Raw genomic sequence first — 15,342 nt, 5'->3', positions numbered from 1 at the left:
CAAGAAATAAGAAGAAATTTACGAAAATTGTTTCTCAAATTTTTGTAAAATTTCGGCTTAGTTTTCGAAGAAGCTACTTTTGTCACAGCCTCTCTTTTTAAGTTTAGCTATCAGATATTGATGTTTAGTTTTGGATAAACGAAATCAATTCTTCACCCGTCAAACCATAGTTTACGGCAATCAATAGTTTTAAACGTGCTTTTTGACTATTGATACTGTTGCAGAAAATAATCCCCATTTCTTCTAGTTCTTTTCCTCCGCCTTCATAATCATAAACAGGCTCTGCGATTCCATTGAAACAACGAGAAACAAGTACTACAGGGATTTTTTGGACAAGGAGCTTTTCTAAAGCTGCTAGGGCTTGAGGAGGGAGATTTCCGGCACCTAAAGCTTCAATGACTAGACCGTCTACTTTCGTATGGGCGATTGCTTCCAATAAGTCTCCTTGCATCCCAGCATATGCTTTAACAATTGGGATAGTCCCATTTACAGCGGAAATATCCAGCCGCTTTGTTTCTAAAAGTTCTTGTAAGAATAAGATTCGATTCTTAGTTACTAAACCGATTGGTCCCAATGTAGGCGTTCGGAAAGTAGCAACATTTGTGGTGTGGGTCTTTGTCACGTAGCGTGCAGAATGGATCTCATCGTTCATGACAACTAATACACCCTTATCTACCGCTTCTTCACAGCTTGCGACGCGAATAGCACTTTCAAAATTATAGAGGCCGTCACTTCCAAGTTCGTTACTTGAACGCATTGCCCCAGTCAAAACAATTGGTAATTTGTCACCAATCGTTGTATCAAGAAAAAAGGCAGTTTCTTCTAATGTATCCGTACCATGTGTAATCACCACTCCGAATATACCTGATTCATAAGCGGACAAGATACGTTCTTTTAATACCAACATGTGAGAAGGCATGATGTGTGGTGAGGGAAGATTGAAGATATCTTCAACTAAGAGTTCCACATGCTCAGGTATCGTGATTTCTGCATCTAATAACGGGTTTGCCACATCAGGACTAACACCGCCAGTGAGCATGTTTTCTTTCATGGCGATCGTTCCGCCGGTGTGCAGTACAAGTATTTTTTTCATTTTACAGACTTCCTTACGAATAATTTTGCATAGCCGTTAAATCTTATTGTATACTATATAAAAGAGTTTTGCTATCAGTGAAGAATAACAATAGCCAGACTTATTATAAAAAAGCTGCCCTTACTTAAACGAAGAAGACTCGACCTTGACCTCTTAATGCACGGAGTATTTGGTTGAGTTTCTTTTACAAAAAAGCAGTCAAGGGAAAACAATTACGAAGGTGGTCGAAAATGATCAGAATCGGATTAACATCGTTTAAAGAACATGACAAATTAACTGGCAAAAAGAATAACACTCTGTATGAATATGCCGGATTTCTACCCTTAGTGGAATTAGATACTGCTTATTATGGGATTCCTCGAAAGTCCTCTGTTGAGAATTGGATAAACGAAGTACCTGAATCTTTTCGCTTTGTAGTCAAAGTCTATCAAGGGATCAGCGGTCAAGGAGATTGGAATCCTTATTATCAGACCGAAGAAGAGATGATTACGCATTTTTTAGATGTCATGTCGCCAATGGTAGAAGCTGGAAAGCTTTTTTGCTTTTTAATTCAATTCCCCTCTTCATTCAAATGTACAAAAGAAAATGTCCAATACTTGCGCAAACTTAGAAAGTGGTTTGAGAGTTATCCTGTTGCCGTAGAATTGCGGGATTATTCTTGGTACAGCGATGAATTCCTTGAACGTACGAGAAACTTTATGTCTCGAGCCGCTTTTTCTTTAGCCATCATCGATGAGCCGCAGCTGCTGAATACAACGATCCCTTTTGATCCATTTGTAACCAATCCGAACTTTGCTCTCTTTCGATTCCATGGCAGGAATGCTCAGGGATGGCAAGCAAATGATAAAGATTGGCGCAAAAAAAGAACATTGTATCGTTATTCAGAAAAAGAACTACAAGAACTAGCACGTGAAGTCAAAGCAGTTGATTCTAAGACAAAAGAGATAGGTGTGATTTTTAATAACAATTCTGGTGGGGATGCGGCTGAAAATGCATTAGCACTGCAAAAAATATTAAATATCAAGCCGGATGGACTTAATCCAACTCAAATGGATCTGTTTTAAGGGCTTATTTTATTCATGAAAGGGGCGAAGTCTATGATCAAAGCTATTTTTTTTGATATTGACGGAACATTGGTCACCAATCGTTCAAAAGCATTGGAATCAACAAAACAAGCAATTGATTATGCTCGGAAAAACGGCATTTTATGCGGTGTAGCAACGGGTCGCAGCCCAATAAAGATCAAAGAAATCATTGATGAATTGGAATTAGATATGTATGTCGTGTATAATGGCCAACTGGTTTTTACTGCAGATCGAACGATTATCGACCACCCTTTTGAACAAAAAGTATTGGAACATATTGTTGAATTTGCAGATGAGAACCATCGACAAATCGTTTTTGGTGCGAGAAATCGGCTAGATGGATCAACGACGATGCTATTAGGACAATCGATTTTTATCAAGCGGCTAGTCAGCTTTTTACCGCGTAAATTCCCGGTACGTCTGATGAAAAAAATCCTCCAGCTTTTTAGCCCTCACCGGCAAAAGGACCGTTATGAAACATTAGAGATATTAAAAGAACCAATTTACCAATGTATACTGCTTAGTCCGGAGTCAGAACAGAAAAAGTTAGAACATCTATTTCCTGAGTGTACCTTCCAACGTTCAAATACGTATACTGTAGATATTATCCCAAAAGGTGGTTCAAAATTGCTAGGCATCCAAGCTTTCGCAAATGCCGTCGGAATCGAGATGGAAGAAATCATGGCATTCGGCGACCATTACAATGATATCGAGATGCTGAAAGGTGTAGGAATTGGAGTGGCCATGGGAAATGCTCAGAACGAAGTAAAACATGCCGCAGATTTTGTGACCCAATCAAATGAAGAAGATGGCATATACGAAGGACTGAAACACTTTGGTCTGATTTATTAGTCAATGAAAGAAGGAAAACATTAGTATGGAATCAGAGACACCTTTTCAAAAAGTAGAAGCATTTCACAAAATTTTTGATCCAAGAAGACCAGAAATCCCCACAGCTTTTACTGCGATGGAGGCTCATACACGTGCTGCATTCAAAATAGAAGAACTTGTTGAATTTGTTGCAGCTACCTCACCAAGTAAAGAACAACTACATGAAGCTGTTACTCTGCTACACGAAGCATTAGATAAAGCAGAAGAAAAAATACTTGATAAAACAGAGTGGGGAAGTGATCCACTGATTGAACAAGTAGATGCACTGACAGATATCCTTTACTTTACTTATGGTTCTTTTTCATTATTGGGAATAGCGCCTGATCGAATATTTGATATCGTCCATCAGGCAAATATGGGAAAATTGTTTCCAGATGGAAAACCTCATTATGATCCTGTAACAAATAAAGTATTGAAACCTGAGAACTGGCAGATGGAGTACGCGCCAGAGCCTAAAATCGCGGCAGAAATCCAACGACAGATTCAAGAAGCTCTTGCTGGGAAAAGCTCTGCTGATAGGAGTGCACGCACAAACGAAAGAGAGTGATCAGTACTTCACTATTTTTGTTATCTTTATACGATGAAAAACAAAAGATTTTCGTTTAAGTTAGTGAATGCATGAAAATAGTATGCTATAATCTAGAATAGATGTCTTTTGCACGAGAGACGTATTATTTGGATTTATGCCAAGCAGAACGCCATCTGTTGCATAAAAAGATGCATACTGAAAACGGAGGAACCATAAATGGGAAATAATGTTATCATCGGAATCGTCATTGCAATCATTATAGTCGCCATTGTCGTCTTTTTGGTTAGTTACTTGATGAAGAAAAAAAACCAAGATCGATTGGATGCCTTAGAAAAACGCAAGGAAGAATTATTTGACTTGCCAGTGATTGAAGAAGTCGATGATGTAAAAAAAATGCATCTGGTTGGGCAAAGCCAAAATACCTTTCGTGAATGGAGTCAAAAGTGGAATGACATATCTACTTCCTCATTCGCTGAATTAGAAAGTCAAATTTTTGAAGTGGAAAACCTCAATGAAAGTTTTCGGTTCTTAAAAGGAAAAAAAGCAGTTGTTGAAGCAGAAGCAACAATGGACCAAATGGAGAAACAAGTAACGGAAATCCGTGAAGGTCTGAAGGAATTGCGAGAAACAGAAGAACGCAACTCATTAGCTGTCCAGCAGGCGCTTGATGTCTATGAAGAACTGAAAGAAAAAGTCAGAGAAGACGAGCATGAATATGGACCAGCTCTTTTTGAATTGCAAAAACAGATTAAGATGATCGAAAAAGAATTTACGCAATTCGTGACTTTAAATACTTCCGGCGATCCTGTAGAGGCCCGCGAGGTTTTAGATAAAGCAGAAAAACATACGTATGAAGTGGAAGCTCTGATGAAAAAAATTCCACCACTGTATGAAGATCTCCATACGACTTTCCCTGAACAACTTGAAGAAATCAGTGATACTTATGAGAAATTAATGGAAGAACAATATGTATTCCCTGAAGAAGATCTTGCTGAAGATATCACAAAAGTAAGTCGAAGAATTGAAAATTCATTAGCCAATCTTGAAAAAACAGAAGTTGAAACGGTCGAATTCGAAAACCGAGAAACAGCTGATTTGATTGATTCGCTATATGACATCTTAGAACGGGAAATGGAAGCTCAGAGATATGTAAAAACTAACCAATCAACGATTGCAGAGTATATCAAACATACAACGAAGAATAACCGTCAATTATTGATTGAGTTGGATCACACCGCTCAAAGCTATACATTGAATCACAATGAAATTGGTCGTGTACGAGGTTTCCAAACTGAAGTGGAAGAAATGGAACGTCAAAATGAACAGATGATTCCACAGATTCGCCAACATGAAATCCCTTATTCAGAAGTGCGTACGTTCTATAAAACAGTCTTCAAGGTCTTAGAAGATATCGAAACGCAACAAGTAGAGATCGACGACTCATTACATGAATTGAGAAAAGGCGAAAAAGAAGCGCAAGAAAAGATCGATACATTCGAATTTAAATTGCGTAGTTTGAAACGTTTTGTAGAAAAACAACGTTTGCCTGGCTTGCCGAATGATTACCTAGAATTCTTTTTTGTTGCTACTGATCGTATTGAAGAACTAAGTGTTGTCTTGAATAAAATTCGAGTAAACATGGAGGAAGTCAACCGTTTAGTTGCTCTATGCGAAGAAGATCTAGAATTATTAGATAAGAAGACACATGATCTAGTAGATGCAGCAGCACTAACGGAGCAAATGCTCCAATATGCAAACCGTTATCGTCATACACACGAAGAAGTGCGAGAAGCAATTGATAAAAGTTACTATTTATTCAATAAAGAATATCATTATCAAGAAGCATTAGACGAAATTGGTACAGCATTAGAGCGAGTAGAACCAGGTGCTTTCAAACGTATCGAAGATTTTTATTTTAATCATCCAGACTTAGTATAAAGCAAAAAAGCAGCAATCATGCAAGAACAAGACAACCATCCGTCTTGTTCTTGTCTTTTTTTATGTCTATCCGAAGGACGAAACAAGTGAAAATTCCACCTGCTCTTGAAAGCACCTTGGACAACCGTTATAATAGAAAAGAATTTCAAAAAAGAGGGGTTTCTTATGATATATTTTGATAACAGTGCAACGACCCCAATCTTTCCGCAAAGCTTAGATGCATATGTAAAAACCAGTCAGCGGATTATTGGGAATCCATCAAGTCTTCATGATTTGGGCAATCAAGCTAATCGGTTGTTGCAGCAAGCAAGAAAGCAGATCGCTGATTTGATCCATGCAGAACCAGAAGAAATCTTTTTTACTTCAGGAGGAACAGAAGGAGATAATTGGGTATTAAAAGGAACGATGATCGAAAAAAGAGAGTATGGGAATCATATGATCATTTCAGGAATCGAACATCCGGCAGTCAGTGAGACGGCCGAACAATTAAAAGAATTAGGAATCGAAGTAAGTATCGCCCCAGTAGATAAACGCGGATTTGTACGTGTTGACGAATTGAAAAAATTAATAAGAAAAGAGACAGTTTTGGTCTCTGTTATGGCTGTGAATAATGAAGTAGGATCGATTCAGCCCATCCAAGAAATCAGTGATCTTTTGGATGATTTCCCTAAAATTCATTTCCATGTAGATGCTGTTCAGGCAATCGGAAAAGTACCATTCTCGCAATGGTTGACAGGGAGAGTGGATTTTGCAACATTTTCAGCCCATAAATTCCATGGCCCACGGGGAACTGGTTTCATTTATTGGAAAAAGGGTCGTCGTTTAGCACCATTACTGACAGGTGGAGGACAGGAAAGAAATCAGCGAAGTGGGACAGAAAATGTTCCAGGTATTGTGGCTATGGCTAAAGCTTTACGTTTATCATTAGAGATAAAGGAACAAAAACCTGAGCAGACACAACGCTTAAAAGAAGCTTTGATCCATGCGCTGAAGTCGTATGATAAAGTGACGATCTTTTCAGAAGGAACCGACTATGCGCCGCATATTTTATGTTTTGCTCTAAAAGGAATTCGTGGTGAAGTTCTCGTCCATGCTTTAGAGGAAAAACAAATATTTGTTTCTACTACTAGTGCCTGCTCCTCACGTAAACATATGGCAAGCAGTACATTGCATGCGATGCATGTACCAAATGATTTGGCTACATCTGCTATTCGAATCAGCCTAGATGAAAATAATTCATTAGCAGAAGTGGAGCAATTTATGATTATTTTCAAGCAGCTTTATAAGAAATTTTCTGCAATCAATTAAAAGAGGAGTGTTCTTGTGAAATACAGTGAAATTATGGTCCGTTATGGAGAGCTTTCGACAAAAGGAAAGAATCGAAAAAGCTTTATCATGCAACTAGCACAAAATGTCAGACAAGCTTTGAAAGAATTTCCAGAAATCAAAATCCATGCTGATCGCGACCGGATGCATCTTTTGTTGAATGGTGCAGACAGTCAGCTAGTTATTCCAAAACTAGCAAAAATATTTGGGATCCAAAATTTTTCTCCGAGTATTCGGGTAGAAAAAGATGTCGAAGTTTTGAAACAAGCTGTTCAAGACATCATGAAAGAAATTTATACAGGGAAAGAAACATTTAAAATTATCGCTAAAAGAAGCGATCACCAATTTGAATTGACAAGTAATGAATTGAATCAAACATTAGGCAATGCTGTTTTTGATATTTTCCCTCATATCCAAGTTCAAATGCGTCAGCCCGATATTCCATTACGTGTAGAGATTCGTCGTGACGGCGCTTATCTGTCGTATGAAACGATCAAAGGAGCTGGCGGGTTGCCTGTAGGAACAAGCGGAAAAGGAATGCTCATGCTTTCTGGCGGGATTGATTCTCCTGTTGCAGGATATTTTGCAATGAAGCGGGGAGTGGAAATCGAAGCTGTTCATTTTGCTAGTCCGCCGTATACAAGTGAACAAGCACTGCAAAAAGCAAAAGACTTAACAGCGAAACTAGCACCTTATGTAGGAACAATTCATTTTATTGAAGTGCCATTTACCGAGATTCAAGAAGAAATCAAAAAATCAGTGCCACAAGGATATTGGATGACGATCACTCGTCGAATGATGTTGCGGTTGACCGATGAAATTCGCCGTATTCGTCATGGTCTAGTTATTTTGAATGGCGAATCATTAGGTCAAGTGGCTTCACAAACCTTGCAAAGTATGGTGGCTATCAATGAAGTAACGAATACGCCAATCATTCGGCCTGTAGCGACAATGGATAAACTTGAAATCATTGAAGTAGCAGAACAGATCGATACATTTAATCTTTCTATCCAGCCTTTTGAAGACTGCTGTACGATTTTTGCTCCTCCACAGCCAAAAACACGCCCTCAACTGGAAAAGGTCCATCAATATGAAGAGCGTTTAGCAATAGATGAAATGATCCAACGAGCACTAGCTGGCTTGAAGATGGAAGAGATACAAGCAGAATCTTCTAATGAAAAAACTGAAGAATTTTCAGAATTGCTATAGGTTGTGAAATCAGTGTTTTTACCTGAGTATTAGAGAAACAAAACGGAAAAATAGCTCCATATATTTTACCGTTTTTGAACTAATGTCGAAGATTAGCTGATAAATGATAAAAAAGAGAATTTTCCATGAAATAGCGACCCAAATAGTTAATTTTTGGGTCGTTTTATTTGTCTCACACCCTTTTCCTTCCTACCTGTAACCTTGCTCCCGGGTTAGAAACATGTTACACTAAATATGTGAAATTATTAACAAGGAGCGTCGTTATGCGAGAAAAAACAGATACACTGCCAAAAGCAACTGCGAAAAGGTTACCTTTATATTTACGCTATTTAAAGATGCTGGATGACTCAGGTATAAGTAGAATCAAATCAAATGAGTTCAGCGAAATCACCCAAATTCCTTCTGCAACGATCCGCAGAGACTTCTCGCAATTAGGCGAGCTAGGCAGAAGCGGATATGGCTATGATGTCCCTTTCCTTATCGATGTATTCAATAATATCCTTAATACTAAAGAAGAAAAACGAATCGCATTAGTCGGATACGGAAATCTTGGCAAAGCATTGAAACACAACAATTTTAGAAGAAATGAAAATCTAAATATCGTGTGCGTCTTTGATAATGATCCAGCACTGATCAATCAAGTAATTGATGGAGAGATGATCTATCCGATTGATCGTTTCGCGGAGATAGCCAAAGCAAAAAATGTGACAGTAGCAATCTCTACGGTACCAAGTAAATATTCACAATCTGCTATTGATGAAATTGTCAAAGGGAATGTAACCGCTATCCTTAACTTTGCACCTGACCGAGTAACTGTCCCAGCTTATGTCAATGTTCAATACATTGATTTGACAACCGAGTTACAGACGCTTATTTACTTTGATGAGAATTACTCAGAAGTTTTTTCTTAGGAAAATTTGAGTAGGCTTATTGATCTTGCGAGGATCCATTGTAATTCTTTCAAAAATTTTTTAATACTAAATGAAGTGGTTTTTTCACGACCACTTGTTGACTAAAAAAAAAAACCATTGTAGAATGAAGCATAACGCTGAACAAGAGGAGTAACTGGCACATTCATTCTTAGAGAGAGAACTATCTGCTGAAAGGTTCTCAATGACAACCAGTGAAGGTAGCTTGGGAGTTTCTGTCTTGAATGGAGTAGAGATAGACGAGTCGTGATCGTTAACTCACTGGAGAGGCAATAATGATTGATTATTGCAATTTAGGTGGTACCGCGTAAATCATACGTCCTAAAATACGAAAGTATTTTAGGACGTTTTTTAGTTTAAAGGAGGAAAACAGCATGACGGAAGAAAATAACCTATCAACAAAATATAACCCGCAAGAAGTTGAAGCTGGACGTTATCAGCATTGGTTAGAACAAGATTTGTTTAAACCGAGCGGAGATAAAAAAGCAAAACCTTATTCAATCGTGATCCCACCCCCAAATGTTACTGGAAAACTTCATTTAGGGCATGCTTGGGATACGACCTTGCAAGATATGCTGATTCGTCAAAAGAGAATGCAAGGATACGATACTTTATGGTTGCCTGGTATGGACCATGCAGGAATCGCGACACAAGCAAAGGTAGAAGCAAAGCTTAGAGAGCAAGGAATTTCTCGCTATGATCTAGGTCGTGAAAAGTTCATCGATCAAGTGTGGGAATGGAAAGAAGAGTATGCAAACCATATCCGTGAACAGTGGGCTAAAATGGGCTTATCTTTAGATTACAGCAGAGAACGTTTTACATTAGATGACGGATTATCTGAAGCAGTACGTAAAGTTTTTGTTACCTTATATGAAAAAGGGTTGATCTATCGCGGTGAATACATCATCAATTGGGACCCTCAAGCACGAACAGCTCTATCTGATATCGAAGTTATTCATAAAGACATCGAAGGCGCCTTTTACCATATGAGCTATGAACTGGCAGATGGATCAGGCGTAGTAGAAATTGCGACGACCCGGCCAGAAACGATGTTGGGAGATACGGCGATTGCTGTTCACCCAGAAGACGAGCGTTATCAAGCGCTAATCGGCAAAAAAGTGATTCTACCTTTAGTCAATAAAGAAATCCCAATCATTGCAGATGAATATGTAGATATGGAGTTTGGGACAGGTGTAGTAAAAATCACTCCAGCACATGATCCAAACGACTTTGAGGTAGGTAATCGTCATGATCTCCCACGAGTGAATGTGATGGATGATGATGGCACGATGAATGAACTAGCAGGAAAATATGCTGGAATGGATCGTTTCGCTGCTCGTAAAGCAATCGTGCAAGATCTAAAAGAAATCGGCCGATTGATCAAAATCGATACAATGGTCCATAGTGTGGGACATTCCGAGCGGACAGGTGTCGTTGTCGAACCTCGATTGTCTACTCAATGGTTTGTAAAAATGGCGCCGTTAGCAAAAAAAGCCATTGATAACCAAGAAACAGATCAAGCAGTGGAATTCTTCCCTCCAAGATTCAATCAAACATTTTTACGTTGGATGGAAAATGTCCATGACTGGGTAATTTCACGACAATTATGGTGGGGACATCAAATCCCTGCATGGTATCACAAAGAAACAGGTGAAATGTATGTAGGGATGGAAGCACCAGCTGATAGTGAAAACTGGGTCCAAGATCCGGATGTTTTAGACACTTGGTTTAGTTCAGCATTGTGGCCTTTTTCAACGATGGGCTGGCCAGACACGGAAAGCGAAGATTATAAGCGGTACTTCCCTACTAGCACCTTAGTAACTGGTTATGACATCATTTTCTTCTGGGTAAGCCGAATGATCTTCCAAAGTTTGGAATTTACTGGCGAACGACCATTTGAGAATGTCTTGATCCATGGATTGATTCGTGACGAACAAGGGCGGAAGATGAGTAAATCATTAGGTAATGGGATCGATCCGATGGAAGTAATCGAAAAGTATGGAGCAGATGCTCTTCGTTGGTTCTTATCGAATGGTTCTGCACCAGGGCAAGATGTTCGCTTCAGCTATGAAAAAATGGATGCTTCATGGAACTTTATCAATAAAATCTGGAATGCTTCACGTTTCGTTATCATGAATATCGAAGGTATGACCGTAGAAGAGATCGATTTATCTGGAGAAAAATCAGTGGCTGACCGTTGGATTCTTACACGTTTGAACGAAACAGTCGCACGTGTAACTGAATTATTTGATCGTTTTGAATTTGGTGAAGCCGGTAGACAACTGTATAACTTTATCTGGGATGATTTTTGTGACTGGTATATCGAAATGAGCAAAGAAGTACTTTATGGAGATGATGCTGTTTCAAAACAAACAACACGTAGTATCCTAGTCCATACCTTGGATCAGATTTTGCGTTTGTTGCATCCAATCATGCCATTCGTCACAGAAGAAATATGGGAACATATTCCTCATCAAGGAAATTCTCTAGTAGTAGCAGAATATCCTGTGGTACGTCCAGAGTTTGACGATGAAACTGCTTCTAAAGGAATGGAAGTATTGAAGGAATTGATTCGAGCCGTTCGAAATATTCGTTCAGAAGTGAATACACCATTGTCTAAACCAATCACATTATTAATCAAAACAAACGATGCTAAAATCGATCAATTTTTAGTTGAAAATACAAGCTACATCGAACGCTTCTGCAACCCAGAAGAGTTGACGATATCAAGTGAGATCACTGCACCAGATCTAGCGATGTCAGCTGTTCTGACAGGTGCAGAAATCTTCTTGCCGTTAGCAGGATTAATCAATATCGAAGAGGAAATCAAACGATTAGAAAAAGAACTGGAAAAATGGACAAGCGAAGTGAAACGTGTCCAAGGAAAACTTTCTAATGAACGGTTTGTTTCTAATGCACCGGAAGAAGTAGTAGAGGCAGAACGTGCAAAAGAAAAAGATTATTTAGAGAAGCAAACGGCTGTCAAAGAACGAATCGAAAGTTTGCGTACTATTCAATAAAAGCGGGGAACACCACTTATTCCGAATAAGGGGACGTGACATGATTATTGTCGCATCCTCTTTTTTAGTCTACTCTGATTACTTAGAAAAAAGAGCGATTTATCATGTATCCGGAGCAGATTTTTCTCTCTATCGTCCTTTTATTTTTCTTATGTCTTCTATTTGTTATAATAAAAGAGAAATGGGGGAATTGTTGATGACGATTGAAGAAGCAATAGAATGGATCCATAGTCGATTACCATTTGGTTCACGTCCTGGTCTTGACCGAGTCGAAGCTTTATTAGAAGTGGTAGGTCATCCGGAGAGGAAAGTAAAAACGATCCATATCGCTGGAACAAACGGAAAAGGGTCTACTGTAGCCTATTTGAGAAGCCTATTAGAAGAAGCTGGTCTGATAGTTGGAACGTTTACTTCACCTTATATCGAAACGTTCAATGAACGGATTGCAATCAATGGCAAAAGTATCCCAGACAATGACTTGATCCAGCTTGTAAAAAAATATCAGCCGCTGATCAAACAACTTGATCAATTTGAAGCAGTAGCTGGTATCACTGAATTTGAGACATTAACAGCAATGTCATTTGATTATTTTTTGATGAAGAAAGTAGACGTAGCGATTATTGAAGTGGGCTTAGGTGGCTTATTGGATTCTACCAATGTAGCTGTACCGATGCTAACTGGAATAACAACGATTGGGCTTGATCATACCGAGATACTTGGAGAGACGATTGAAGAAATCGCTGCGCAAAAAGCAGGAATCATCAAACAAGGCGTTCCAGTTGTCACAGGAAACATCGGCCCAGAAGCTTTTAATGTCATCAAACAAACAGCTAAAGAAAAAAATGCGATGCTTTATGTATACGGGGAAAATTATAAAATAAACTATCTGCATCCTGATGAGACTTGGGGAGAAGTATTTGAATTCTTTAATGAAGCAGGGAAAATCCCTCAACTAACCACGCCGCTTTTAGGGCAACATCAAGCTGAAAATGCAGGAGTAGCCATCGAATTGTATTTTGTTTACTGTCAATTGGAAAAGCTGCCTTTTCGAGAAAAAGATGTTTTGAAGGGGTTGAAGAAATCTCGATGGCCAGGAAGAATGGAGCGTTTGAGTAACGAGCCATTAGTTGTTTTAGATGGTGCCCATAATACGCATGCAATGAACCGGCTTGTTGAGAATTTGAAAAAAGAATTCAAAGGATATCAAATCAACATTTTGTTTTCCGCCTTACGAACTAAAAATGTTAGAGAAATGCTAGAACGACTGCAACAAGTACCAAATGTCCATATTTATTTGACGACCTTTGAACATCCAAAAGCCATCGAATTAAGTGAAGTATCAGATTTAGCAAGTGAGAGAGTATCAATCGTTTCATTGTGGCAATTCGGATTAGCAGATATATTGGAAAAGATGACAAATGAAGATGTATTAGTTGTGACCGGTTCGCTTTATTTCATTTCAGAAGTTCGTCATTTATTAATACAATTAGGAGGAGACCATGAAGTATAATGCAGTGATTTTTGATATGGATGGTTTATTGTTTGACACAGAGTTAGTATATTACGAGGCTTCACAAGTAGTAGCAGATAGGATGGGTTTTCCTTATGATAAAGACCTGTATTTAAAATTCTTAGGTGTTTCCGATGAAGAAGTGTGGGCGAATTATCATATGATTTTTGCGGAATTCGGTAAAACAAGCGTACAAAAATTCATAGACGATTCATACCAGGAAACGCTTGAGCGCTTTTCAAAAGGAGCCGTACAAATGAAGCCCGGTGTGTTGGAACTCCTCTCTTTTTTAGAAGAACATCAGATTCCCAAAGTTGTCGCTTCTAGTAACCAACGAGCTGTCATTGAACTTTTATTGAAGAAGAACAATCTGTTTGAACGATTTGAGACGATTGTTTCCGCAGAGAATGTCCAACGAGCAAAACCAGATCCGGAAATTTTTTTATTAGCCAATCAGAAATTAGGTACAGCTAAGAAAGAAACATTGATTTTAGAAGATTCACAAAATGGTATTTTAGCAGCTTCTGCGGCTGAGATCCCTGTAGTCATGGTTCCAGATTTGCTTCCGCCTTCCCAAGAATTGATCAAAAAAACGGCTGGGGTCGTTTCTTCTTTGCATGAAATCCCTGCATTGATAAAATAAAAATCCATCTCTTTTCGTATCTTATTTTAGAAAAGATAGAAAGGAGATGTTTTTTTGGAAAAACGATTGATCAAAGAAGTACCAACTAGCTCTTTACCAAGGGAACGTATGGAAATTTATGGAGCTGAAGCTTTATCGGATCAGGAGCTTTTAGCAATTTTACTGCGTACTGGTCAGCACCCTCATAGTGTGATGTCGATTGCCGGCAATCTGTTAAAAACGTTTGGAGGATTGGCTTCTTTACGACAGGCTACTTTGCATGAGTTAGAAGAGATTCGAGGGATAGGACGTGTGAAAGCAATCGAAATCAAAGCCTTGATCGAGTTAGGCCGCCGCATTCAGACGGACCAAGAAAGAGCATCTCCCGCCATTCGTACTAGCTATGAACTGGCACAACAATTGATTCTGGAAATGAAAGATCACAAACAGGAACATTTGATTTGTATTTATTTGGACACGAAGAATCAAGTGATCTTAAAAAAGACAGTATTCATCGGTTCGCTGAATCAGTCAGTCGCTCATCCTAGAGAAATATTCCATTATGCCGTACGTTACTGCGCGGCAAGAATCGTTTTAGCACATAATCATCCTTCTGGTAATGTTATTCCATCACAACAGGATATGAATTTTACTAAAAGGATACAAAAGTGTGGAGAAATGATGGGCATCACTGTACTGGATCATTTGATCATCGGACGTAAACGATATTTTAGTTTGAGAGAAGAAGGATTAATGGAAGAGAAGTAAGTTGCTTTCTTGCAAAAAAAATGAAGCAAGTGTACAATTATATTGTAATTTTGTTTGGGAATAGAAGTTGAAACATCTGTTGCACCTCTATCGTACACGAGCAATGTTACAATTTAAATAAGTGCTTTTGGCACGAGGAGGATATTATTATGGAAAACGGAACAGTAAAATGGTTCAACGCTGAAAAAGGATTTGGATTTATCTCACGTGAAGATGGAAGCGACGTATTCGTACACTTCTCTGCTATCCAAGGTGACGGATTCAAAACATTAGAAGAAGGTCAAGCAGTGACTTTTGACGTTGAAGAATCAGACCGTGGCCCACAAGCTGCAAACGTTGTAAAAGCTTAATTTTATCTGTAAATCAAATTGATGGTAGGCATCAATTTTTACGAGAGAACAAAGCGAGTAACAAAAATACCT

The 15,342-nt window shown here is 38.7% G+C and carries 13 protein-coding genes and 1 other annotated feature; of the genes, 12 read left to right on the top strand and 1 reads right to left on the bottom strand.

Annotated elements, in window-relative coordinates:
* Positions 1-124: 124 nt before the first annotated feature.
* A complete protein-coding gene (locus HMPREF2988_RS03420; RefSeq protein WP_002314249.1) occupies positions 125-1,093 on the bottom strand; it encodes an asparaginase in 969 nt (322 codons plus the stop codon).
* A 230-nt stretch (positions 1,094-1,323) separates the two neighbouring features.
* On the opposite strand from HMPREF2988_RS03420, the gene HMPREF2988_RS03415 reads away from it, so the two are divergent.
* From HMPREF2988_RS03415 to HMPREF2988_RS03360, 12 genes are all read left to right on the top strand, one after another.
* Positions 1,324-2,157 (top strand): DUF72 domain-containing protein, encoded by an 834-nt coding sequence (locus HMPREF2988_RS03415; RefSeq protein ID WP_070769989.1) that lies wholly within the window; start codon positions 1,324-1,326, stop codon positions 2,155-2,157.
* A gap of 33 nt (positions 2,158-2,190) precedes the next feature.
* Entirely contained in the window at positions 2,191-3,030 is an 840-nt protein-coding gene (locus HMPREF2988_RS03410) for a Cof-type HAD-IIB family hydrolase (protein WP_025477280.1), read from the top strand.
* Between the two features lie 25 nt (positions 3,031-3,055).
* On the top strand, positions 3,056-3,616 hold the full coding sequence (locus tag HMPREF2988_RS03405) for a pyrophosphohydrolase domain-containing protein (RefSeq protein ID WP_002328980.1): 561 nt from the start codon (positions 3,056-3,058) through the stop codon (positions 3,614-3,616).
* A 198-nt stretch (positions 3,617-3,814) separates the two neighbouring features.
* Positions 3,815-5,536 (top strand): septation ring formation regulator EzrA, encoded by a 1,722-nt coding sequence (locus HMPREF2988_RS03400; RefSeq protein ID WP_070769988.1) that lies wholly within the window; start codon positions 3,815-3,817, stop codon positions 5,534-5,536.
* Positions 5,537-5,701: 165 nt separating this feature from the next.
* Positions 5,702-6,844: a cysteine desulfurase family protein gene (locus HMPREF2988_RS03395; RefSeq protein ID WP_002315458.1), complete on the top strand. Its 1,143-nt coding sequence runs from the start codon at positions 5,702-5,704 to the stop codon at positions 6,842-6,844.
* A gap of 15 nt (positions 6,845-6,859) precedes the next feature.
* Positions 6,860-8,071 (top strand): tRNA uracil 4-sulfurtransferase ThiI, encoded by a 1,212-nt coding sequence (gene thiI, locus HMPREF2988_RS03390; protein WP_002310213.1) that lies wholly within the window; start codon positions 6,860-6,862, stop codon positions 8,069-8,071.
* 263 nt (positions 8,072-8,334) lie between these two features.
* Positions 8,335-8,982, top strand: a complete 648-nt coding sequence (locus HMPREF2988_RS03385; RefSeq protein WP_024635635.1) for a redox-sensing transcriptional repressor Rex — start codon at positions 8,335-8,337, stop codon at positions 8,980-8,982.
* A gap of 128 nt (positions 8,983-9,110) precedes the next feature.
* Positions 9,111-9,327: a binding site (T-box leader), on the top strand.
* A 47-nt stretch (positions 9,328-9,374) separates the two neighbouring features.
* Entirely contained in the window at positions 9,375-12,020 is a 2,646-nt protein-coding gene (locus HMPREF2988_RS03380) for a valine--tRNA ligase (RefSeq protein WP_002315456.1), read from the top strand.
* A 196-nt stretch (positions 12,021-12,216) separates the two neighbouring features.
* Entirely contained in the window at positions 12,217-13,530 is a 1,314-nt protein-coding gene (locus HMPREF2988_RS03375) for a bifunctional folylpolyglutamate synthase/dihydrofolate synthase (protein WP_070769992.1), read from the top strand.
* On the top strand, positions 13,520-14,173 hold the full coding sequence (locus tag HMPREF2988_RS03370; RefSeq protein WP_002315454.1) for an HAD family hydrolase: 654 nt from the start codon (positions 13,520-13,522) through the stop codon (positions 14,171-14,173). Before HMPREF2988_RS03375 ends, HMPREF2988_RS03370 begins: the two co-directional genes overlap by 11 nt.
* A 54-nt stretch (positions 14,174-14,227) precedes the next feature.
* Positions 14,228-14,920, top strand: coding sequence for a RadC family protein (gene radC / locus HMPREF2988_RS03365; RefSeq protein ID WP_002315453.1), 693 nt, complete (start codon positions 14,228-14,230; stop codon positions 14,918-14,920).
* Between the two features lie 149 nt (positions 14,921-15,069).
* The gene (locus tag HMPREF2988_RS03360; protein WP_002294067.1) at positions 15,070-15,270 is read left to right on the top strand and encodes a cold-shock protein; all 201 of its coding nucleotides are present in this window, start codon (positions 15,070-15,072) and stop codon (positions 15,268-15,270) included.
* Positions 15,271-15,342: the final 72 nt, after the last annotated feature.

Origin of the sequence: Enterococcus sp. HMSC061C05, assembly GCF_001814765.1 — a bacterium.
Taxonomy (GTDB): Bacteria; Bacillota; Bacilli; order Lactobacillales; family Enterococcaceae; genus Enterococcus_B; species Enterococcus_B lactis.
The sequence above is the reverse complement of the archived record's forward strand: the minus strand, read 5'-3'. Positions and strand labels throughout refer to the sequence as shown.